This is a genomic window from Paenibacillus nanchangensis (assembly GCF_046543445.1).
GTDB lineage: Bacteria > Bacillota > Bacilli > Paenibacillales > Paenibacillaceae > Paenibacillus_AQ > Paenibacillus_AQ nanchangensis.
Genome location: NZ_JBHOFD010000025.1, coordinates 1 through 23,206, shown reverse-complemented (window position 1 = coordinate 23,206; position 23,206 = coordinate 1). Strand labels below are relative to the sequence as shown.

General features: G+C 56.7%; 14 protein-coding genes and 2 tRNA genes. All 16 read right to left on the bottom strand.

Annotated features, from left to right (window positions below):
- Nucleotides 1-29: 29 nt before the first annotated feature.
- The gene (locus ACE6ED_RS19450; protein WP_410828903.1) at nucleotides 30-3,542 is read right to left on the bottom strand and encodes an alpha-mannosidase; all 3,513 of its coding nucleotides are present in this window, start codon (nucleotides 3,540-3,542) and stop codon (nucleotides 30-32) included.
- A 3-nt stretch (nucleotides 3,543-3,545) separates the two neighbouring features.
- Nucleotides 3,546-5,840: a glycoside hydrolase family 3 N-terminal domain-containing protein gene (locus ACE6ED_RS19445; RefSeq protein ID WP_410828901.1), complete on the bottom strand. Its 2,295-nt coding sequence runs from the start codon at nucleotides 5,838-5,840 to the stop codon at nucleotides 3,546-3,548.
- Between the two features lie 162 nt (nucleotides 5,841-6,002).
- Nucleotides 6,003-6,920, bottom strand: a complete 918-nt coding sequence (locus tag ACE6ED_RS19440; protein ID WP_410828900.1) for a carbohydrate ABC transporter permease — start codon at nucleotides 6,918-6,920, stop codon at nucleotides 6,003-6,005.
- Nucleotides 6,921-6,943: 23 nt separating this feature from the next.
- Nucleotides 6,944-7,870 carry an ABC transporter permease gene (locus ACE6ED_RS19435; RefSeq protein ID WP_410828899.1) on the bottom strand — a complete coding sequence of 309 codons (927 nt, stop codon included), beginning with the start codon at nucleotides 7,868-7,870 and terminating at the stop codon, nucleotides 6,944-6,946.
- A 129-nt stretch (nucleotides 7,871-7,999) separates the two neighbouring features.
- Nucleotides 8,000-9,526, bottom strand: coding sequence for an ABC transporter substrate-binding protein (locus tag ACE6ED_RS19430; RefSeq protein ID WP_410828897.1), 1,527 nt, complete (start codon nucleotides 9,524-9,526; stop codon nucleotides 8,000-8,002).
- Between the two features lie 175 nt (nucleotides 9,527-9,701).
- The gene (locus tag ACE6ED_RS19425; protein ID WP_410828895.1) at nucleotides 9,702-11,210 is read right to left on the bottom strand and encodes a response regulator; all 1,509 of its coding nucleotides are present in this window, start codon (nucleotides 11,208-11,210) and stop codon (nucleotides 9,702-9,704) included.
- 3 nt (nucleotides 11,211-11,213) lie between these two features.
- Complete coding sequence (locus ACE6ED_RS19420) at nucleotides 11,214-13,028, bottom strand: sensor histidine kinase (RefSeq protein WP_410828894.1); 1,815 nt, start codon at nucleotides 13,026-13,028, stop codon at nucleotides 11,214-11,216.
- Nucleotides 13,029-13,335: 307 nt separating this feature from the next.
- Nucleotides 13,336-16,377, bottom strand: coding sequence for an endo-beta-N-acetylglucosaminidase (locus ACE6ED_RS19415; RefSeq protein ID WP_410828892.1), 3,042 nt, complete (start codon nucleotides 16,375-16,377; stop codon nucleotides 13,336-13,338).
- A 531-nt stretch (nucleotides 16,378-16,908) separates the two neighbouring features.
- The gene (locus ACE6ED_RS19410; RefSeq protein ID WP_410828890.1) at nucleotides 16,909-17,985 is read right to left on the bottom strand and encodes an ABC transporter substrate-binding protein; all 1,077 of its coding nucleotides are present in this window, start codon (nucleotides 17,983-17,985) and stop codon (nucleotides 16,909-16,911) included.
- Nucleotides 17,986-18,065: 80 nt separating this feature from the next.
- Nucleotides 18,066-18,398, bottom strand: coding sequence for a 4Fe-4S binding protein (locus tag ACE6ED_RS19405; RefSeq protein ID WP_410828889.1), 333 nt, complete (start codon nucleotides 18,396-18,398; stop codon nucleotides 18,066-18,068).
- Nucleotides 18,395-19,999 (bottom strand): FAD-dependent oxidoreductase, encoded by a 1,605-nt coding sequence (locus ACE6ED_RS19400; protein ID WP_410828887.1) that lies wholly within the window; start codon nucleotides 19,997-19,999, stop codon nucleotides 18,395-18,397. The genes ACE6ED_RS19405 and ACE6ED_RS19400 overlap by 4 nt, the downstream gene beginning before the upstream one ends.
- Nucleotides 20,000-20,091: 92 nt before the next feature.
- Nucleotides 20,092-20,964, bottom strand: coding sequence for an ABC transporter permease (locus ACE6ED_RS19395; protein ID WP_410829012.1), 873 nt, complete (start codon nucleotides 20,962-20,964; stop codon nucleotides 20,092-20,094).
- A gap of 143 nt (nucleotides 20,965-21,107) precedes the next feature.
- Nucleotides 21,108-21,911: an ABC transporter permease gene (locus tag ACE6ED_RS19390; protein ID WP_410828885.1), complete on the bottom strand. Its 804-nt coding sequence runs from the start codon at nucleotides 21,909-21,911 to the stop codon at nucleotides 21,108-21,110.
- A gap of 46 nt (nucleotides 21,912-21,957) precedes the next feature.
- On the bottom strand, nucleotides 21,958-22,734 hold the full coding sequence (locus ACE6ED_RS19385; protein ID WP_410828884.1) for an ABC transporter ATP-binding protein: 777 nt from the start codon (nucleotides 22,732-22,734) through the stop codon (nucleotides 21,958-21,960).
- 276 nt (nucleotides 22,735-23,010) lie between these two features.
- Nucleotides 23,011-23,081 (bottom strand) — tRNA-Gly (locus tag ACE6ED_RS19380).
- Nucleotides 23,082-23,093: 12 nt separating this feature from the next.
- Nucleotides 23,094-23,167, bottom strand: a tRNA-Pro gene (locus ACE6ED_RS19375).
- Nucleotides 23,168-23,206 lie beyond the last annotated feature (39 nt).

The window sequence follows — 23,206 nt, the reverse complement described above, 5'->3', positions numbered from 1 at the left end:
TATAAAGGTTGAACCGTTCCTCGTCAGGACTAGGAACGGATGCGGATCGTCTTGATTTCGAACGGAGCAAACGTCAGACTCCAGCCCCCTTGCTCATCCCGGGCGATGGGCTCCAGCGTCTCCTCCAGTGCGTTGGATACCCAAGCTCCGGCATCCGCTTGCGGCCAGTTCAGCCGGATCGTCTCCCGTCCGCCGGACGATTCATAAAGCCGCAGTACAATGCCTTCGCCGTCTTCGGCGGGCTTGACGGTATCCAGCACCACATGCGCGCCTTCGAACGGCAGGAGCGTGTCGTCGGCAGGACGACGGACAGGCAGTGCTGAACCGGCTGCGTTTCCGGCTCCGGCAGCCTGTGCACTCGCATCAAGGGCCTGCGAACCGGTTCCGGGAGACTGCGTCCCATTTCCTTGGGCCTGCGGTGCAGCATTGGCAGCCTGCGTTCCTGTCCCAAGGACCTGCGCTTTCGCATTAGCAGCCTGCGAACCGCCAGCCGATACCTTTCCTGTACCGTCCCCGGCATCTCGCGCAGGATAGCCATCAGCCGGTTCTACTGTCGGGTCGCCATCAGCCGGCCCTACTACCGGACCGCCGTCAGCAGGCCCTACTACCGGCCATACCGCCGGCTCGTGATTCAACTCCGCCGCCTTGCGCAGCGTGTGGGCCGCACGCCAGTCGCCTTCGTGCGGATACAGCGAGTAGGTGAACTCATGCTCGCCAAGGTCCGCCGTCACGTCGGGCCACTTTGGCGCACGCAGCAGCGACAACCGGATTGTACTGCCTTGGGTGTCGTATCCGTATTTGCAGTCGTTCAGCAGGCTGACACCGTATCCGTATTCGGAAACATCCGCGAACCGGTGGCCGCATACCTCGTATTGCGCCTGCTCCCAGCTCGTATTGCGGTGGGTTACCCGCTCCAGCGCGCCAAACGGGATTTCATAAGTCGCCTTGCTCGTGACCACATCAATCGGAAATCCGACCTTCAGCAGCTTGTTTGCTTCATTCCAGGATACCTGCGTGCGGAAGTCGATCCGCCGGTCGCGGCGGTACAGCACCAGCTCCTGACGGATTTCCGAATCTCCAAGCTTCCAGCGGAACAACAGCGTATCCGCCACCGGACCCGATCCGGCCAGCTTTTTCTCCAGCAGCTCGGCTTCCCCGGCAGGCTGTTCCTCATAACGGCTGTCGATGTCCCAGGCATCCCACAGCGTCGGCCGGTCATGGAAAAAATGAAACCGGTTTGCCCGCTCACCGGACTTCACAATCTCCCGGCCCGCCGCCTTGTCGAACAGGCTGACGATTTCGCCGCGGTCATTAAACCGCAGCTTGTAATACGGTGTCTCCCAGCTGTCGCCCAGATCGCTCCCTGCCGCAAAGGATGCCGCTTGTGCACCGGATGGCTCCAGGCCAACCTCGGCAGGCAGCGACTGCGCACCCGTGCCTTTCTCCTCTACCCCGCCAAGCGCCAGTTGCCGGGCCGCATGCTCCAAACTTGGCCCGCCAGTTGCAGCGGTTTCTTTGCGCACCCACACCGTCTTGTAGCCAAACGCGGCGACATCCGGCACGCGTACACGCAGCTTCATGGCTCCGGCTTCGCCCGGAACGGGCTCGCTGTCCAGCAGCGCCCCGTCCGCGTCATATATGGACGCGGCTGCTCCATCAGTCTGAGGCAGCTCGACAACGGCGTCCCGGCGCCAGCCCAGGCTGTTGAACACCACGTAAGGCGTGCCTTCGCCGGCCGTATCAATGGAAGCCGCCAGCGCCTGGAGTCCGGCCCCAAGGGCGGACGAACCAAGCCGGAATACCTCGCTGTACTCTTTTTCCGACGTCTCATACGCTTCCGTAATCGCCGAACCGGGGATGATGTCGTGGAACTGGTTCAGCAGAATCAGCTTCCAGCCGTCATGAATCTCCCGTTTCACCTCGGACGCCGCCGTCTCCGGAAGCAGATTGCCCGCGACGGCCAGCGTCAGCCACACCTCGGCTTCCCGGTACAAAATCTCGGCTTTCCGGTTATGCCGCTTGTTCCGGGCATGCGTCGTGTACGTGCCGCGGTGCAGCTCCAGGTACAGGTCCCCCTGCCACTGCGGCAGCTTTGGCTGCGCCTCCTCAATCCGGTCAAAAAACGCCCGCGCCGTGCTGTACTGCGAAACCGGCTGGCCGACCATCAGGTCCGCCCGGTCGATGTACTCCAGCATCTCCCGGGTGACGCCGCCGCCTCCGTCACCGTGTCCGTACAGCAGCATCTGCTCGGCATGCCGCTCTTTTTCGCGGAACGACTGCCAGTGATCATGCACATCCTTCGGCAGCGTATTTTCATTGACGCCGTGATTGAGATACGACAGCATCGGCGTGCCGTCAATGCCGACCCAATGGAACAGATCGTAAGGGAACACATTTGTATCATTCCAGCCGAGTTTGGTTGTCATAAAGTAACGGATGCCGCCGTGCTTCAAAATCTGCGGCAGCGACGCGCTGTAGCCGAACGTATCCGGCAGCCACTCGATATCCGAACGAAGGCCAAACTCCTCCTCATAAAACCGCTGTCCGTACAGCATCTGCCGCATCAGCGATTCGCCGCTTGGCAGGTTGAGATCCGGCTCGATCCACATGCCGCCGACCAGCTCCCAGCGTCCTTCCCGGATCCGCGCCTTCACCTTCTCGTACAGCACGGGATCGTTGGTCTTCAAATATTCGAACAGCAGCGGCTGGCTCTGCGCGTACCGGTATTCGGGATACTCGTCCATTAGAGCGTTAACCGTCGAGAACGTGCGGCTTGTTTTGCGCACCGTCTCGCGTGCCGGCCACAACCAGGCAATGTCGATATGCGACTGGCCGACCATGTGAATCAGGCCTTCGGCGTTGCCGCCGATTTCACGGGTCCGCTCCCGCAGGCGGGTTTCGATATCCGCGATAGCCTCTCCCCGTTCGGTCCCCCCGGGGCTTAGGCGGACAAACGCGTCCATCGCCTCATGCAGCGCCCCAATCAGGCGCGTCCGGCGGAAATCCGTCTCCGGCAGCAGCACCGCCGAGTCACGGATGATAACGGCCGTGTACATGAGGGAGCGCACGGGCCGGTTCACCCGGACGAGCCGGCTGATAATCCGCCGCACCGGCGGCTGTATGACCGCCTGCTGGTTCAGCGGGTCGACCGGCTCGGGGATCGGGTCGTACAGCTCGATCTCCAGCTCCGGCCGCCGGCCCATCGTCCGCGGATCCAGGACCGCAAACGTGTGGTTGCGGTCCAGCCCCTGCCGGGACTCCCCGTTCACCCGCAGCAGCCCTTCTCCGCCGGATTCAAACACAAGGCCGATATCGTCTTCGGGCCATTCCTCCGGCAGCTCCGCCGCGGCGCGGAAAAAATACGTCGTTCCCTGCACACTCGGGAACAGGTCAAAGGATTCGCTGCCGCTGAACGCGGCGGCCTCGCCGTATTCGCCTTGCTTGATATACTCTGACGTATGCACGCTCCATGCTGTAATGTCCCGTGCTTCCAGCCACTGCCGCTCGGACAGCTCGCGGATAAACCGTCTGATCCGTTCCATGCTCTACTCCTCCCGGACGGTAAGTTCCGTCTCCAGCGTATCGTTCACATGCCGTCCCACTCCGATCCGGAAGACGCCCGGTTCAACAACAGGCGTATAATCGGGACCAATATATTGCAGTTCCTCGGCGCCCACCGTAAAGGTGACGGTCCGGCTTTCTCCCGGCTGCAGGAATATTTTGCGGAAGCCCTTCAGTTCCTTAGCCGGCCGGGTTGCCCGGCTCACAACATCCGACACGTACAGCTGCACAACCTCAGCCCCGGCAGCCCTGCCGGTATTGCGGACATCCACGGTCACCGTGGCCGTGCCGTTTGCACTTATGGCGGCGGGCTCCACCTTCAGATTGGAATAATCGTATGTCGTATAACTCAAGCCGAATCCAAACGGATACTGCGGCTGCGAGTCGGCTTCCAAATAACGTTTGCCGCGCGAACGCTTGCCAAGATAATGCACAGGCAGCTGTCCCGCATCCTTCGGCACCGATACCGTAAGCCGGCCGGACGGGTTCACATCGCCGAACAAAATATCAGCGATCGCGTGCCCGCCTTCCTGTCCGGGATACCACGCTTCAAGCAGAGCGTCGGCATTGTCGTCGATCCAAGGTTCGGCAATCGGCCGGCCGTTGATGTAGACGACAACCACCGGCTTGCCGAGCTTGCGGATTTCCTGCAGCAGCTCAAGCTGCACGCCCGACAGCCGCAGCGACAGCCGGTCGATGCCTTCGCCGCAGTCCATATCGCTCAGGTGGTTGCCCGTTACCTTCGACGCGCCCGTCTTGAGGTCAATGCTGCCTTCGCCGAAGTCGCGTGCGCTTGAGCCGCCGAGCACCATAATGACCGTGTCGGCCCGGGCGGCGGTCTCCAGCGCGTAAGCAAAGCCTTCGCGCGAATCGTCCTTCACCCGGCAGCCCGGCGCGTACAGCACACGCTCCGGCTCATCCGCGAACCGGGCCCGGACGCCGTCCAGCACCGTCGCCACCTTGGCGCGCGGCTGCGGAGACGTGTAGTCGCCGAGCTGGTTGTAGCCGGCGTCAGCATTTGGCCCGATCACCGCCAGGGTGCCGGAGCCGGCGCAAAGCGGCAGCACGCCGCCGTTCTTCAGCAGCACGATGCCTTCCGCCGCAATCCGGCGCGCAAGGTCCTTGTGCGCTTCGCTGCCGATGACCGCTTCGGCCCGGTCCGGGTCGGCCAGCGGCCGTTCGAACAGGCCAAGCCGGAATTTCAGCGTCAGCACCCGGCGCACGGCCGTGTCCAGCACCGCTTCGTCCAACCGGCCGGACCGGACCGCATTCACCAGATGCTTCCCGAACATTTCGCCGGACATCTCCATGTCCACACCGGCGGAGATTGCCTGCACCGCCGCTTCCTCTCCGTCTTTGGCGGTGTCATGCCCGGACGCCAGCATGTCGATTGCGCCGCAGTCGGTGATTACCATGCCGTCAAATCCCCACTCCTCGCGCAGCACGCGCTGCAAGAGCTCCGTGTTCGTCGTGCAGGGAACGCCGTCGATTTCGTTGTAAGCCGGCATGACCGACGCTGCCCCGGCTTCCACCGCTTTGCGGAACGGGTACAGGTCGACCTCCATCAGCTCTCTGCGTCCCATGTGAACAGGACCGGCGTTGCGGCCGCCTTCGGAGCTTCCGTAAGCGACAAAATGCTTCAGCGTCGCCCCAACGCTCGTCTCCCGGTCCAGTCCGTCGCCCTGCAGGCCCTCCACCGAAGCGACGGCGAATTCCCCGATCAGATACGGGTCTTCGCCGAAGCACTCCTCGGTGCGTCCCCACCGGGGATCACGCACGACGTCCAGTACGGGCGAATACGTGACCGCGCCGCCCTGGCTGCGCGTCTCCAGCGCAACCGCCCGGCACATCTCGCGGTACAGGTCGATGTTCCAGGTGCTGCCGAGCGACAGCGGCACCGGGAACACCGTCGCGCCAATCGCCATATGCCCGTGCGAGCATTCCTCCCCGATCAGCACCGGAATGCCGAGCCGGGAGTGCTCCATTGCGTAGCGCTGGATCGCGTTCACCGCCTCGGCCCCTTCGCGGGGGCTGAGTCCGGTCTCCAGCGTGACGCCGGTCCAGGGATCGGCCCGAAGCGTGCCGTACAGTGAGCCGACGCCGCCTTCGCGGATCATGCGCTTAAACGATTCGGTCAACGTCAGCTGTCCGTCTTTATATTCATAGGTCTGCCAGCCGAACGGCTGGATCAGCTGGCCGGCCTTTTCTTCCAGCGTCATCAGCCCAAGCAGATGCTCCGTCCGCTCTTCTATAGGCTTCGTACGGTCTTTGTAGATCATCGTTCTCCACTCGCTTTCCTGTACAATTGCCTCCGCGACATCTCCTCTTTCCTGTCATTCAATAATTTCAGTCTATAGCGGGAGGTTCTTTCTTTATGAATGGCCTGCTTGTAACCAACGGAGTTACCTTTATCGCCAAACCTGCTTCTCTCATCTCAAAACTTATTCCTTAACCGCGCCAACCGTCAGACCTTGAATGAAGTAACGCTGGAAAAACGGATAAGCAAAAATAATCGGTCCGGTCGCCAGCACGACCATCGCCATCCGGGACGTATCCTGCGGCATGGAGCGCAGCGCCTCAAGGCTGAGCGAGCTGTTTTGCGAGTTCTGCAAAATAAACTGCATGCTTGTTTCGATCCGCATCAGCATGGACTGCAGCGGGACAAGATTCGGATTGTCAATGTAGAGCAGGGCGTTAAACCAGTCGTTCCAGTAGCCCAAGGTGCTGAACAAGGCAATGGTGGCGAGACCCGGCAGCGACAGCGGCAGCACCAGCGTCAGGAAAATGCGGAATTCGCCCGCCCCGTCGATTTTACCGGATTCGATGATGGCGTCAGGCACACTTGTGCTGTAGAACGTACGCAAAATCATAATGTAGAAGGCATTTACGGCGAGCGGCAGAATGAGCGCCCAGATGGAATCCTTCAGTCCAAGCAGCTGTGTCACAATAATGTAAGTCGGGACGAGACCGCCGTTAAACAGCATGGTGAAGAAAGCGAAAAACGCAAAGAAATTACGGTACTGAAAGCTTTTCCGCGAAATCGCGTAAGCGTAAAGCGCGATAAACAGCAGGCTGACAATCGTGCCCACAATGGTTACAAAAATGGTAACACCGTACGAACGCAGCAGCGTATCGCCGGATTGGAACACGTAGCGGTACGCCTCCAGGCTCCATTCGGCCGGAATCAGCCGGTAGCCGTCTCTTGCCAGCGCATTTTCATCCGTAAAGGACAGGATTACGACGAACAGGAACGGGAACACGCACAGCAGGGCGAACAGTCCCGCGACCAGATTGAAGAGAATGTTCCACACCCGCGACAGCTGGTGAAAATCGCGTGTTTTGATGGTTTTGGCAGACATGTGATTCACTCCTTTCCGTGTGTTTAGAACAGGGCGCTATCCTTGTCGAATTTGCGCACAACATAGTTCGAGGTAATCACCAAAATGAATCCGACCACCGACTGGTACAGGCCGGCCGCGGTGCTCATGCCGATTTCCCCGGTTGTTTTCAATCCGCGGTATACGTAGGTGTCGATAACGTTTGTGACGCCGTACAGCGTACCCGAATCCCGCGGCACCTGATAGAACAGTCCAAAGTCCGCGTAAAAAATCTTGCCGATTGCAAGCAGCGTCATAATCGTGATAATCGGCGTCAGCAGCGGAATCGTAATGTTGCGGATCTGCTGGAATTTGCTGGCCCCGTCGATCATCGCCGCTTCATACAGCGACTTGTCGATGCCCATAATCGCCGCAAGATAGACGACACTGTTGTAGCCAACCGCTTTCCATAAGTACACGAAGATCAGAATAAACGGCCAGTATTTTGACTCGGAGTACCAGGAGACCGACACGCCAAACAGCTGGTTCAGCAGCCCGCGCTCCGAGCTCAGGAAGGCAAACGCAAAATAGCCGACAACGACCCAGGACAGAAAATACGGCAGGAACATGCCGGTCTGGTATACTTTGGCGAGCTTTTTATTGGCAATTTCGGACAAAATGACCGCAAGCAGCACGGATAAGAGCAGTCCGATCACGATAAAAGCCAGGTTATACAGCAGTGTGTTGCGCGTTATCACATAAGCGTCGTTTGTGCTGAACAGGAACTTGAAGTTGTCCCAGCCGACCCAGTCGCTTTTTACGATGCTTGCCCAGAACCCGTCACGGCTGAAGCGGTATTCCTTAAACGCAATGACGGTGCCTACCATTGGAAGATAGGAGAAGAACAGGAACCATAACGCCCCGGGCAAAACCATAAACAGCAGCACTTTGTTTCGCGATAAATTCTTGAAAAAACGTCCAACCATACCCATGGTTATCATCCCTCCTGTACCGGAAGAAGTCTTTGAACCGCACCTTCCTCCATTTAAAAAAAGATCGGGCATGAGGCTCATCACCCGCCCGATCTTTTGGTTCATGCCTGCCTGCTTGATACTATGGCGTTACTTGTTGTTTTCCGCTTTCCAGGCGTCGATTTGCGACTGCGCTTCGGCGATGATTTTGTCCAGGCCGGCGGCTTTGAATTTCTCGTTGGCTTTTGGCAGATATTCTTCCGGCTCCACCGTACCGGTCATCAGGGATGCCCAGAACTCTTCTTTGACGTTTTGCACGGCTGCGATTTCGTTAGTCACCTTGGAGGTGTCGAAGTTGAAGCCGAGCAGCGGCGCGTTGACGCCGGCGTCGTTGAATTTCTTGAACTCTTCCCATTTGTTTTCCGGGTCGCCTTCGTTCAGGTACGTGATCATGATGTTGCCGAGCGAGAAGGTCGGCATATCGTAGTTTTTAGCGTCCGGCAGGTTTTTGATCATGTTGTCATTAACTTTTTCGTAGTGCACGCCTTCAATCCCCGAGTCGATCATGTTGCGGAGCACCGGATCGGTGTTCAGCAGGTTCAGGAATTCCATCGCTTTTTCCGGATATTCGGAGTTCGCGGAGATGGCCTGCATGGAGCCCATTACGGACCAGTTGTAGATGTAAGGTTTACCGGCAGGTGTCGATACAACCGGATAGCCGTAGCTTGCGGACCAGAGGTTATCGGCCATCGGCTGGGTAGCCGCGCGGTCGGTGAACCATTTGCCGGATTTGTACAGATCGTCTACCGATGTTGTGGTAGCAACTTCCGGAGACAGGTAGCCGGCCTGGTAGAACTTGCGCACTGTTTTCAGCGCGTCTTTCAGTTCAGGCGTTTCGAGAATGTTGACCACTTTGTAGTCTTTGGTATCGAGATATACGGCCATCGGCATTTTTTCGATGATGTAGTCGAACGGCATGATCGGCATAAAATCCTTTACCATGGCGTAAGGCGTGATGCCCGGCTCGGTTTCCTTGATTGTTTTCAGCATCGGCTCAAGGTCCGCCATCGTTTTTACAGTGCTGATGTCCAGTTTATGTTTGTCGAGCAGTTCCTTGTTGAAACGGAACACTTCCTGTGCGGGCAGCTCTTTGTTGGCTGGAATGGCGTAGTTGTGGCCGTCAACCTTGGAGCCTTCCAGGAAGGCGGGATCGATCGTTTCCTTGATGCCTTTGCCGTATTTCTCCAGCAGATCGTCCAGTTCCATGAAGGCGCCTTTACGCGCGTTCTGCACATAATCGAAAGCCCAGGAGCTGGTGAACAAAATGTCCATCGGTTCGCCCGAAGCGGCCATGACCTGCATTTTTTGCGTGTAGTCGCCAAAATCGATCATTTTCATGTCGATCGTTGCGTTGATTTTTTCAAGCGTGTATTTGTTGACTTCTTCCACTACCTTGTCGAGGTCTTTCTGCGGCGCGCCAATCGTGTACCAGATCAGTTCTACCGGTTTTTCGTCGGATTTGGTCTCCGTTCCGGCGTTGGCTCCGGGCGAGGCGTTGCCACCAGCCGCACCATTCGTCGAGGCGTTGTTACCGCCGCCTCCGCACGCGCTCAGCGCAAGCGATAGGGTCAGCAGCGATGTCAGAAGCAGAGAAAAGCGTTTTCTTTTTTTGCTCATGCGAGTTCATAACCTCCCTTTTGATTGGCCAGGAATCCGTGGTCCGCCGCGGTTTTCTCGGCCATCTGTCTCGTAAGGACTACCTTAACTGTATAGGATGAAAGCATTTTCAAATAGAAGAGAAACTAAATAAATCAGGTACAAAATAAAGAAAGAACCTGCCTGCCCATGGGAGCTAGACAAGTCCTTTGAACTCGGTGGGCGAAATGCCCACATACTTTTTGAACTGCTTGTAAAAATACCCCGTCTCCCAATACCCCACGTTTCGTGCGATTTCATGGACCTTCAAATGGGTGGAGCGCAGCTGCTCCTTCGCTTTTTCGATCCGGTACCGGTTCATGTACTCCGTGAAAGATTCGCCGATCTCCTTGTGAAAAAGCTGTCCCAGGTACACGGGATGAATATGGTACTCCGCTCCCAGCGTCTTGAGCGACAAATCCTCGTTGTAGGAGGTGTGAATATGGTTCAGCACCTGCTGCACGACAGGACTTTTGACCTCCCGTTCCAGCAGATCAACGGCGCGTACGGCCGCTGAAAAAACGGCTTCGGCCAGCTCCCGCACTGATTCCGCCGACAAAACAAAACCAAAGGATTCGGTCACTGAATCGTTTTCCCCTCCCGGCCGGATCTCCTTGATGAGGGAACGGAAATAGACCGTCCACTCCAATGCAATTTCGCGCAGCAGCTCCGGAGTTAGACCCTCCATGTTCTCCCCCGAAAATTGCCCGCCGATTTTTTCCGCCAGCTCCTCCTTATTTTTGGCCATCACCAACCGGGTATACTCCCGCCAATCCGCCGGCAGATAACGCTTCAGCTCGCCGCTCCCGAACTTCAGCTCCTCGAACCGGAGTACTGTCCGCTCGGGGTACACCGTAAAATACTCCTGCGCCCGCTTCGCGCGCTCATAGCTCACCGCCGCGCCAGCCGGCGCTTCCTCGACGGTGCCAAGCGCGATCCGGGGTCTGCCGGAACTGTCTCCGCTCTTTACCGTTTCAATCAGACGCTGCATGCCCGCGGCTCCGTCTGCGGGATCATCGAACAGATGGACAACAACGAGATTATCATCCGCATCCCGGAACAGGACATTATTGGCCGTCGGCAGGACGGACAGCCGGTCTTCCCATACCTCCGGTTTCCCGCCGGTAGAGATCAAGGCAATCTGCAGGCAGGCACGGTTGACATCCAGCTCCAAGAGTCCCGCCCGTTCCTTCAGCTCCTCCCAGCCGATCTGGCTGCGCACCCAGCGCAGCATCACGTTGTTTTTCAGCACGGCGGTGCTGTACCGGCTCCATTCTTCATCGGCCCGCGTAGCGTTTAGCTTGTCGGCTACGTTTTTGAGCGTCTGGCGGAACTCCTCCAGGTTGATTGGCTTCAGCAGGTAGTTTTCAATCCCCAGATTCAGCCCTTCCTTGATATACGAAAATTCGTCGTAACCGCTGAGGACGATGACCTTCAGGTCCGGCTGGAACTCCCGGACCCGCCGGATCAGCTCCAGGCCGTTCATCGACGGCATGGAGATATCGGTAATCAGCAGGTCCGCCGGAATGGTCTTCAGCTTCTCCAGCGCATCCCGGCCGTTTTCCGCATGGCCTGCAATGCCGAAGCCCAGCTCGTCCCAGGCCACAATATCGTATAAACCCTCAATGATAAACGGTTCGTCATCCACCAGGAACACATTGTACATTCGTTAAATCTCCCCTTTCCCGGGATCGGGGAACAGAACGGTCACCGTCGTTCCTTCTCCCGGATTGCTGTCCACTTCAAGCCCATAAGGTTTGCCGTACATCAGGCGCAGCCGTTCATGAATGCTGCGCAGTCCAAACGACTCGGACAATCCGCCTTCGGCCTCCAGATTCGCCCGCAGCAGCTCCAGCCGCTCGGCCTCAATGCCGCGGCCGTTATCGCGCACGGTAACCTTGATGTTCCGCTGTTCGGCGATCACTGTGATATCGATCCGGTTGTCGCTGCGGTCGGTACGCATTCCGTGTAAAATGTAGTTTTCGATAATGGGCTGCAGCGACATTTTCAGCGTGGTCCGCTCCTCCAATCCGCGTTCGCATTGGATGCCGTACGATATTCTGTCTTTGTAGCGGATGCGGAACAATTCAAGGTACAGCCGGCAGGCTTCCAGCTCGTCTTTCATCGTGTAATGCGGCTTCTGCCGCACATAACTTTTGAACAGGACGGACAGGCTGTAGATCATTTCGCCCACATCCCCCGCTCCCTGCGAAATCGCCCGCATGCGGATTGCCTCCAGCGTGTTGTAGAGGAAATGCGGATTAACCCGCGCTTCAAGCGCGGCAATTTCGGTGTGCTTTTGCTTGATTTCGGCTTTATAGACGCGGTCGATGTACTGGTTCAGCTCATCCAGCATATCGTTAAAGCTTTTGGCGATTTGCCCCAGCTCATCTTCTTTTCTATCGGTGATCCGCGCGCCGAGGTCCCCGTTTTTGACCTTGCGGGTGAACCGGATAATCTGATGCGTCCGTTTGGCGAAGCTGGTGATGAACAAGGAAGGCAGCAGGACGGCAACAAGGATGCAGAGCACGGCGATGACGGCGATGGTGTTGCGGGCGCCCCGGTAAGAGGCTGCCAGTTCTTCCTTCGGAACCATACTGACGACGGTAAAGCCGCCTTGGCCATGGGTCAGCCGGGTAAAAATATTCCCGTCCATCTCTATCCGCTCCTCAAAAGAGGCGTTGGTCGACTGAAAGTAGGGATATTTGCGCCCGTACCATTTACCTGACGTATCGAACAGGACATCGTTGCTGGAAGACAGCACAAGCAGCGTGCCTTTAAAATCATTTTTATAATTGGTGACGCTTTCCCAAACAGCGTTGGAGTCGAAATAAACCAGCATCTGGCCGATATTGCGCAAATACAGCTTGTTGCTGATCGGCAGGCGGACGGAGAACATCGGAGCTTCATCCAGGCCAATTGTCTGGCGGACCCAAATGTTCGGAAGGGATACGTAATTGTCTTCGTCCAGGTACATCGTGTCCGGCACATAGGAGCGGGAAGCGTTGGTCGGAATAATCTCGAACTGCTTGACGCTGTTGTAAGCATAAAGCGTCTGCTGATTGGCGCTGTATAGGATCAGACTGCGGATATCGGGATCGTCCTCCACTTTGTTTTTGAAGAACTGCACCACATCGGAGCTGGACTTATTGTCCGCAAAAAACCGGTCCAGTCTGTATTTGACATAATCGGCATAAGGATTCTCCAGCAGATAGGAAGTGTTGCCCGCCAAACCTTCGTCCCGGTAGATGTCCCGGACAATGGATTGGACGGATTCATATTTATTTTCAATATAGAGACTGATGCTTTCCATAACGCGTCTTTGAATGTCCATCTGCCGCTGCACCGAAGACTGCGAAATCAGCAGCAGCACCAGAGTGGAGAAAGCAATAATCGTGGCAATGGAGATAACCGAAAAGATCAGAATAAAGCGCATAAAGACATTGTTTTTAAAATATTTCCGGTACAGGGCTGTTTGGCGCAACGCCACCCCTCCCTTGGCTTCAATTGAGTTGTCGAAATTAAGTATATCATGTCGATAATGCAGGGCCGGCATAGTAAAATCAGCCAACCCCGCTAACAGCGACATAAAGCGCCGCCGCTCCTGTAAGGATGGAACGGGGCGCTTGAATTAGCTGTCCTGCGTCTGTAAATTCTAGGGTGTATTCCCCTTGCGGGCGGGCGAAACGCGTCCTGCTTCAGCCTTCTTGCGGGCCGCGGGTTACGTTCCGCCTACCGCTGAATCCGCAGCGTCGTTTCGGCCTACGATTGGACCCGCAGGGTCGTTTCGGCTACGATTGGACCCGCAGCGTCGTCTCCGCCTCCGCACGTCCGCCGGCTTCGTCGGTCACAACCACCTTATATTTGTGGCCGTTCATTGCCGCCGTAACATGAGGTACCCGAAGTGTCTGACCGGAACCCAGCGGACCAAAATAACCATGTCCATAGTCGGCGTACCAAGTATAAGTCAATGTTCCTTCGCCTTTAGCTTCGGCGCTAAGTTGGGCCTCCGCTCCTGTGTTCAAAGCGTCTCCGCCTTTAATCTCCACTGCTGTCTGCTCCGTTTGGCCGCGCAGCAGCGTTGTCGCCTGGTTGCCCGCGTAATCCTGGAGCACCAGCTTGATCGTGCTGTCCTGCGCCGAAGGCGTCAGCGTCAGCCCTTTGAGCTTGGCCCGGCCGCGCTGGATATACGGCAGCGTCTTCTCCGCCTTGCTGTAGTAAGTGACCTCATAGGACTTCGGTTCGCCGTTCTCATATACATACAGCCGGTCCCAATCCTTTGCGGCCGGAAGCGCCAGCGTGTAGGTATCCCCGGTTACGGTAACCAGCTCTTTGGCATACGGCTCCACGATCGTATCCAGCAGCTTGCCCCGGTGAACGACCGTTTGTCCGCCTTCCAGCGCTATGGTCAAAGCGTACCGGTCGCCCTGTGTCGGGATGCCGGTAAATACAGCCGAAGTTGCGCCTTGTTCCGCCTTGACTACCGCACGGAACGGACGGTCGCTGTATTCCGATTCAAGGGTCAAGGTGGCGGCGCCGGCCTTTTTGGCCGGGTTGTTCCAGCTGACCTGCACTGCGCCGTCCGGCGTGTGGTTAACTTTAACGCCGCTGACGCCTTTGTTCAGGTCAAAATCAATCACAGCCGGTTTGCTTTCGGTGCCGTCAGGACCAACCGCCGTCAAGGACAGCTTGCCGGAACGGGCGGGCAGCTGCTTGATGTAATACACGGAGTCGTAAATACCGCCGACATAGCTGCCGTTCACATACAAGTTATACTGCTTCACCTTGCTGTAATCTTCCATGTTCCAGGATACTGTCATCTCATTGGTATCCGTCAACGCTTTTTCAATCTTGAGGCCTGCCGGCGCCTGCGGCTTCGCCGCGCTGCCGTCCGTCAGCTGGATTTGGCCGATGTTGATCTGGTAGTTCTCGATCGCTTTTTTCTTCGGATTGTCGAACACCAGTCCCATCGCCGCGATCGTACGTCCGGCATAACCTTTGAGGTTCAGCTTCTCCTCAACCCAGCCTTTGGTGCGCTTGCCCGACTTCGGCAGCTCCAGCTTCACCACTTCTTCCGGCTTGTCTTTGAAAATCAGCCCGACGCTCATCACAGACGAGTCGTTGCCCGAAGGCTTGTTGTACGTTATGGACAGCTTGGAGTTTTTGTTTACATCCAGCTCCGTCTTGTACAGTCGGAGGAAGTTCTCCGAAGCCAGCTTTCCGTTTACGACAAGCGAGCTGCCGCCTTCGTACGCGCCTACCGGCTTGTAGCTGAACCGGCTGCCTTGTTCATATTTTGACCCGTAGTCGAAGTCCACGGACAGCTGTTCGCCTTCCGCCGCGTCAATCCACCACTGCCAGGTCACCGGAATGTCCTGGATGTTAATATTGGACCATTCCTTCGGATTGGAGACAGCTCCGTCCGCATAATACTCCAATCCGTGCCCCGTGTTAAAGCTGGTCTGGAAATTTGAGCCGTTAATGACGGACCGCTCGGTAATATAGGCGGCGATGCCGTCCCAGTTGGCGCCGGAGGCATACACATCCGACAGCGGAGCGTTCGGGTTGCGCTCGGCCTCGGACGGATCCTGGTTGGGTCCTGACCACCAAGCGCGGTCGCGGATAAAGGTCATCCACTGGTATTTATCGTCAGCCCGGCGGTTTTCGTCCGTTCCGCCGATTTCCTCATCCAGCGCGTTATGTGTAAAATCTGCGCCAAGCGTTGCAATGCTGTTCATCGGCTGTCCATTCGCATCCAGATTTAGCCGCAGGTCATATTTTTGCTTCCAGCGCCCAAAATCGCCGTTACCGCCTTCCACGCCCGCAAATACCGTCTCCAGCGGATCAAGGCCGAGACTTTCTGCATGCGCTTTCGACTTCGTCAGTTTATCGGCGTTCCACCAATAGTTCAGGAACATCGAATCCGACACCTGGCCGTAAACGGCGTCCTTGACGAACGGGCTGTTGACCGCATTAAATTCGTTTTGATACTGGATTTTGCCGGTCTGGTTGTTCGTGGAATCGTACCACTGCACATACAATCCCTGGTCTCTCAGGTATTTCATGAACTGCTTGTAGCGTGGAATGTCGGCTGGAGCAACCCCTTTGGAGGCCTCCTCTTGATTAAAGAAGTAGCCGTCATAGCCGTAGTAACGGGCCATTTCCACCAGCTTTTTCGCTACCGGAAACTCGCCGTTTTTATCCTGTACAAGCATTTGGGTATACGTCTGCGGGCCCCGGTCATTGTCGGAAAAGAAAATACAGGCGATCGACAGCACCCCGTTTTTATGCGCAGCGTTGGTATAACCCGGATTTGGAATGTTCAGAATGCCGAACTCAAACCATTTTTCCCGCCAGTCCGCGGTGGGATCATACCGTTCCTCGGGTGTGCCCGCCGTCGGCGTTCCGTGCCAATACGAATAGTAATCGGTGTACTGCCAATAATTAAACAGATACTGGCTGAACTCGTTGGTGTACGAATAGCTGTCGAAAAAGGAATTCCCGTAGTCCCCGCTGAGCGCAAACATTTGCGTTTCCGGACTTAATTCGGGAGAAGCCTGCGTGGCGGCATAAGGAGCGATGCGTTTTTGCAGCGGCACCCTGGATCTCAACATGTCCCCGTACGGGTCGCTTTCCGGCGTCCATTTCAAAATATCCATGCTTGTGTACCCGTGCTGATAAGGCTGGTTGGGCCCTTTGGCGCTTTCGCCCTTATACGGGAGCGTGTCGCCCGCATACGCGAGAGCGGCAACCCCCTGGCTGAGCATCACGGATGTAAGCGCGACGGCCAATACTTTAGAAGAGAATCGCTTGCGAACTGTTTTACCTTTCATCCTTCCTCCTCCTGCTGCTTCGATGGGATTTGGTGTTCTTACGGGTAAGTCATCCTTTCGTCTTCGGTTCTAAAGTCGAGGCTCCTTTCTATGTAATGTTTGCAAGCATGCGAACTCCCTGCCCGGGAGGCTGTTTTAAACATATAGAATGTAAACACTTTCAAATAGAGTTCATTTTAAATATTCCCTGTCCAAATTAAAGGAGATCGTGAAGCGCGGTTCATCTTTCTCACGTGTGTGTCACCTATACTTCCATCAACATTCCAGTAAAAGGGAGCGGATGGGCAGCCGGGCCAGCCGAAGGTAATGATGACCCAGCCGCTGCAAAAGGTCCCGGGAATAGCCCCTGCAGAAGGGGCCGATAATAGCCGCTGCAGAAGAGACGCAACCGCATACGCAAAAAAAACCGCAGATTACCTCTGCGGTTGCGGATAAAACATGGAATAGATGGCCAATGAGCCTATAGTCTCCACTGTTATGACCTCGCAGCCAAACTGCTACGAAAGCAATCGTTTAGTTTTGCGGGAGTATTTACTCCGTCTGCCAATCCGCGATATCAAAATCCTTCCGCGCCAGCTTCTCCTCCACCAGGAAGGACTTCGTGCCCTCCAGCAGTTTCGTCCCCTCGTCCGTAAACCGCTCCTCCTGCAGGTCGCTGATCGGGCTGACCTTTTTTGCCAGCTCCGGCGTTGTTTTGTTGATTTGAGCCAGGAACTCGTAATATTCGTCCTCGTGCTGCTTAAGATCGGCCAGCGCTTTTTGGCGGGCTTCATTCCATACCTTCGGAAAATCAGGGTACTTTTCCAGGTACGCCTCCGAAACGACTGTTGCACTGGAGCCAAGCAGCTCGGGATGCTTGCTTGCATCATCCAGCAGCGGATACCCGTCGTCAATCTGCTTAAGCGCCTGTACGCCGTTGTTGGTGGTAGCGTCAATGTCGCCGCGCGCCAGCGCAGCCGAAGCGTCCGGGATCAGCATGTGGACGAGCTTATAGTCGGTGACGCCTTCTTTTTTCAGCAGACCTACCAGATACCGGTGCATAAAAGAGCCTTTTTGCGTCGCGATCGTCTTCCCTTCAAGCTCCTTGACGCTGTTGGGGCCGTCCTTTTTGCCGATCAGATAGCCGATATTGCCGACCGACCCCTGCGCGATCAGCCGTGTTTTTGCACCTCCGGCGTAAGCGATGATGGCGGGCGTATCGCCAAGGCTGCCAAAATCCAACCGCCCGCTGATCAGCGACTCCGTCTGGTCCGGCCCGTTCGGGAAGCCGGTCAGTTTGATTTCCGTGATGCCGTGTTTTTTTAATTCTTCCTGAATGATGCCCTTGTACAGCCCCCAGCCTTCCGCTCCGCCGGGCAGATTCAAATCGTTGGTTCCAATGTACCCGTAGTTGAGTACGGCAGGCACGCTTCCGCTGCCCGAACCGCCATCCTTTCCCGCGCTGACAGCTTCCGCTTTTTCCCCGCCGCCAGCCGGTCCGGCACTCCCGTTTCCATTTGATCCGCAGGCAGCGAGCATCAGTATCGACAAGGCCGCTGCAAGCAGCGGGATAACTTTGAGCGCATTCGGCAACCTGCTGCCTTTTTTCTTGTGAGTCTGATTCGGCATGTATAGTCCCCCTGATTTCAAAAAATCATAGCGGTTTCCCGCAAGCGGCAACGTGTCCGCTACAACTTCCAGCGGCTCCGCTAAAATCCCGCTCGGCGCGACAATTGAATCAAATATTCATGGGCCGCCACAGGCCGCCGCCCTTTTCCCCAGCCCACTTTTTCCCGATAGCCGCCAAGCAGTCCCGCCTCCGCCAGCTCCGGCTCGGACACCGGCATCGCTCCTTCCGCCTCGGGCGCCACATACAGCGCGTCAACCGGGCAGTACAGCTCGCACATAAAGCAGGTTTGGCAGTCATTTTGGCGGGCAATGACCGGGATTCCGTTGTCTCCCTTGTCAAAGACATTGGTAGGGCATACCGAGATGCACTGGGCGCACTGAATGCACCGTGTTTCGCTTACGACTTCAATCACAGCAGAATGCCCTCCTTCGCCACTTCTTCATGGCTGATCGTAATTTCATCCAGTCCGCTGGCGATCAGGCGGTGGTGCTGGCCGGCGTCGGCTTCCTTAAAATCCTCCCGTTTGTGCATCCCCCTAGTTTCGGTCCGTTCGAGCGCCGAGGCGTACATCCAGCGGGCGGTTGCGGTCATCGCTTCGGCTTCGCGCGCTTTGACTCCCTCGGGCGTTATCGGAAGGTTCCGGTTCCGCTGCTCCCGCCACAGACCGTTCAAGCAGCCCAAGGATGAGGCCAGCCGCCGCTCCGTCCGGAACAGATTGATGTCATAGGGCTTCACTTCGTTTTGCACCGCAGAGGTATACTCTGCCGTCCGAACTGACTCACCCGCTGAAGCGCGGCCATGATACAGCGGAGAAGAAGACAAGCCTACCGGCTCACGGTTCAGGGCGTTAGGGCCCAGTGACCGGGCGTAGTCCGCAGCGCCTTCCCCGGCGAACGATCCGGAGGACATCGCCCAGGCCGCATTGTGGCTGCCGCCGCCCGTGAAGCCGCCGCAGATCAGTTCGCGTGTTGCCGCATCGCCCGCGGCGTACAGGCCGGGCACATCCGTGCGGCAGTCTTCGCCGGCAAGCCGGATGCCGCCGGTTCCGCGGACGGTGCCTTCCAGCCGCAGCGTTACCGGGAACAGATCTTTAAACGGATTGATGCCCAGCCGGTCAAACGGCAGAAAAAAATTCGTTTGCGCGGTCCGCAGCAGCGGTTGCACATCCTCCGGCGCCTGGTCCAGCCGGGCATAGACCTGCCGTCCGGCCTGCAGATTGCGGGCGATGACCGAACGTCCTTTTTTGGAGCCGGCCCCCTCCACCACCGTGCCGTCCTCATAGTAGAAATTGGCGTAACTGTAGTAAGCTGTTTTGGTAACGGATGAAAAAGTAGGGCAAATCGCATACGCATTAGAGAACTCCATGCCCGAAAGCGCCGCCCCCGCCTCTGCGGCGAAAAGATAGCCGTCGCCCGTCAGGACGTTGCAGCCCAATGCCTTGCTGAGGAATGCGCAGCCGCCAGTAGCAAGGACCACCGCCCCTGCGGCGACGCTCCACGGCTCGCCGGTTTGTACCCGGACGCCCGCCGCGCCGGCAACACCATGGCTGTCAGCCAGCAGTTCCATCGCGGGGCTGTGATCCAGTATTTTAACCCCTGCCTTTTTCACCAGCTTGCGCATCAGCCGCATATATTCCGGTCCCTGGAGCCCCCGTTTATGCGGATTGCCAAATTCGTCGACCGGAAACGGATAACCGAGGACGCCAAGGCGGTTCATGTTCTCGTAAGTTTGGTCCAGCACCCGGTTCATCCAGCGGTGTTCGGCCAGTTCTCCGCCCATTTTGAAGCGGCTCGCCTTAGCTTCCTCCCGTAGTTTTCCTTCGGGCTGGACGTACCAGACTCCCGTTCCCGAAGGCGCCGTTGCGCCGCTTGATCCGCAGTAGCCTTTATCGGCCAGCACCACACGTGCTCCTTTGGCCGCCGCCGCGAGGGCAGCCCATGTTCCGGCGGGGCCTCCTCCGAGTATCAACACGTCTGCCGTCAGATGAAGCGGTTGTTTTGCCGTATCCACCATTTTTTCCAGCCTCCTTTTAGGTTTGGGGTCCAATCCGTTATCCCTACTATCCGCTGTTATCTACCGTTATCTGATAATCTGCCGTATGCACGTTAACCGCTGTAGCTGTCCCGCCAGGACAACATGCGGCGCTCCAGCAGCCGGAACAGCGAATCGATCAGCTTGCCGACAACCGCAAAGATCAAAATGCCGACAAAAATGATACGGGTATCCGAATTCTGCTTCGCTTCATTAATAAGAAATCCGACGCCGGATTGGGAGCCAATCAGTTCGGCTACCACCAGTCCAATCCACGCTACCGCCATCGACAGACGCAAGCCGAGCAAAATGCTGGGCAGCGCGGCGGGCAGTACCAGCCGTACAAGCCGCTTCATCGGGCTAAAACCAAGCACTTTGCTTACCTCATACAGCTTGTTGTCCACTCCCCGGATCCCGGTAAACGTATTGATGTAGAGCGGAAAAAACGCACCGCTTAAAATAATGGCCACCTTAGAGGTTTCGCCAAAGCCAAACCAGAGAATAATCAGCGGCGCAATGGCCAGATGCGGTACAAGCCGCAAGACCTGAAAGCTGGGGTCCAGCAAATACTCCGCGCTCCGGAACAGGCCGGTCAGTATTCCAAACACCAAGCCGAAGGCTCCCCCAAGCAGGAACCCCAGTAAGGCACGCCAGACGCTGATTCCTAGATGATGAGCTAACTCCCCCGACACGGTAAGTTCCAGCAGGGCGCCGGCAATTGAAGCGGGAGCGGGCAAAAATTCAGGCGAAATCCATTCCGCACTTCCCGCAATCCGCCAAACGGCCAGCGCCGTGACCGGCAGCACCGCGCCTAGCGCCAGGCCGGACACCCAAGATCTCAAGCGCTCCGCACTTCGGCCCGCAGCTTTGGGAGCCGTTTCTCCCTTACGGGGTTCGGATAGATCTGCAGGAGAGTTTACAGCGGTCCCTTTCCCGCCGCCAATCATAAATGCGGAAGAGCTGCTAGTCGAAGTACTGCTAGGTGAAACTGTCATCTGTGCCGGTTCGGGCCGGGGATGGCTGCCGCGAACGGGTTGTGCCGGATGCACAGCAGCTTCAACGCCTTTACTCATACACGCAACCTCCTCTCTTATCCTGCCGCCTGATCCTTCCAGCGGAGCAAGCGCCGCTCTATGAAGCGGGCCGCCAAATCCGTCAGCAGACCGGCCGCCGCAAACACCAGAATACCGACAAACACAACGGGTGTATCCGCAAACTGCCGTGCGTCAGACATCATGTAGCCGATTCCCGAAGATGAGGCGATCAGTTCGGCCACCACCAGTCCGAGCCAGGACAAGCCCAGCGACAGGCGCACACCCAGCATCACATTCGGCAGCGCGGCCGGCAGCACAAGTCTTACAATTTGTTTGACCCGGCTGAAGCCGAGGACGCGGGATACCTCAAACAGCTTGTTGTCAACGCCGCGGATCCCCATAAACGTATTGATGTAAACCGGAAAAAAAGCGCTTTTTGCGATCAGCAGCACCTTGGACTCTTCGCCGATACCAAACCAGAGAATGAACAGCGGCACGACCGCAAGACTGGGAACCATCCGGATCATCTGCAGCGAAGGGTCCAGCAGTTTCTCCGAACGCCGGAACAGTCCAACCAGCAGTCCTAACAGCAAACCCAGCCCGCCTCCCAGCAAAAAGCCAAGTCCCGTCCGGATCGCGCTTATGCGAAAATGCATCCATAAATCGCCCGATGCCGCCAGCGACACCAGCGCCTCTCCAATGCTGTACGGTGTCGGGAACAGCAGCTCCGAAATCACTCCGTAGTGCCCAAGCGTCTGCCAAGCCGCAAGGAGAGTGACCGGAAGGACCATCCCGAGCAGCGCAGCGGCTGTTTTATTAGGACGGGATACGGAGCGCAGCGCAGCGGTTCGGTTACTCATTGCAACACCTCCTTTACCTGTTCTCATTTCGTCTTCCGTGCCGGTGTCAAATCCCGGCCCCGTCCGTCAGCTCCAGTTCCTCCACTTTTTCAAACTCGTTCAGCACGCGGAGCCGCAGCTCCTGGAACGAAGTGCTCGCTTTCTTACGCGGATAAGGCAGGTCGATCGGTACAATTTTGCGGATTCGTCCAGGCCGTGGCTCCAAAATGACTACCCGGTTGCCGAGAAACACGGCTTCATCAATATCGTGGGTTACGAAAATCATCGTTGTCCGTTTAGTGCTCCAGATATCGAGCAAAACAGACTGCATATGCGCCCTGGTGAATGCATCCAATGCGCCAAAAGGTTCATCCAGCAGCAGAATCCTGGGACTGCGCAGCAACGCCCGGGCAATCGCCACCCGCTGAGCCATGCCGCCGGACAACTCACGCGGGTAGGCTTGTTCAAAGCCCTCCAGTTTCACTAGGGCTATCAGCTCATTCACTCTCTGCCGGACGTCGGCATTTCTCAGCGACAGATCGGAGGCGATATTTTTTTCAACAGTCAGCCACGGAAACAACCGGTGTTCCTGAAAAATAAAACCCTTATCAATGCCCGGCCCCTCTATCGCTTTGCCTCCAAGCGTCACCGTCCCGGTGTAGCCGGAATCCAGTCCGGCCACAATCCGCAGCAGGGTGGACTTCCCGCATCCGCTGGGCCCGATCACCGTTATGAACTCCCCTTCTTCTACACTCAATTGCACTTCCTGCAGTGCCTGCACCTGCCCGGTTGAAGTCGTAAACGCCTTGTTCAGATTGGATATGGCCAGCAGCGCATCTCCCATTGTCCATCCTCCTTTGTTGCTTTTTCATACAAAAAAAAGACAGAGGTTGATTGCGTCGATTCAACGCAAAACCTCTGTCGGTACAGTCGGATTTGTGATTTAATTCATAGTAACTTGATTGGATTTTGTGTTTATAAAATTACCATTATTCGTACAGGGCTGTCAACGGTTTTTCGAAAAAACAGGTTTACCAGTTGATAGACGAACCGCCGAAGGAAGAGAAAGAACCGTAAAGAAAACACAAAAAAAACCGCAGATTCCTCTGCAGTCTAAGAAAGCGGGTGATGGGAATCGAACCCACGCTACCAGCTTGGAAGGCTGGAGTTCTACCATTGAACTACACCCGCGTAAAAAGAAAATCGGGATGACACGATTTGAACATGCGACCCCCTGGTCCCAAACCAGGTGCTCTACCAAGCTGAGCTACATCCCGTTATGAAAATGGCGCGCCCTGAGAGATTCGAACTCCCGG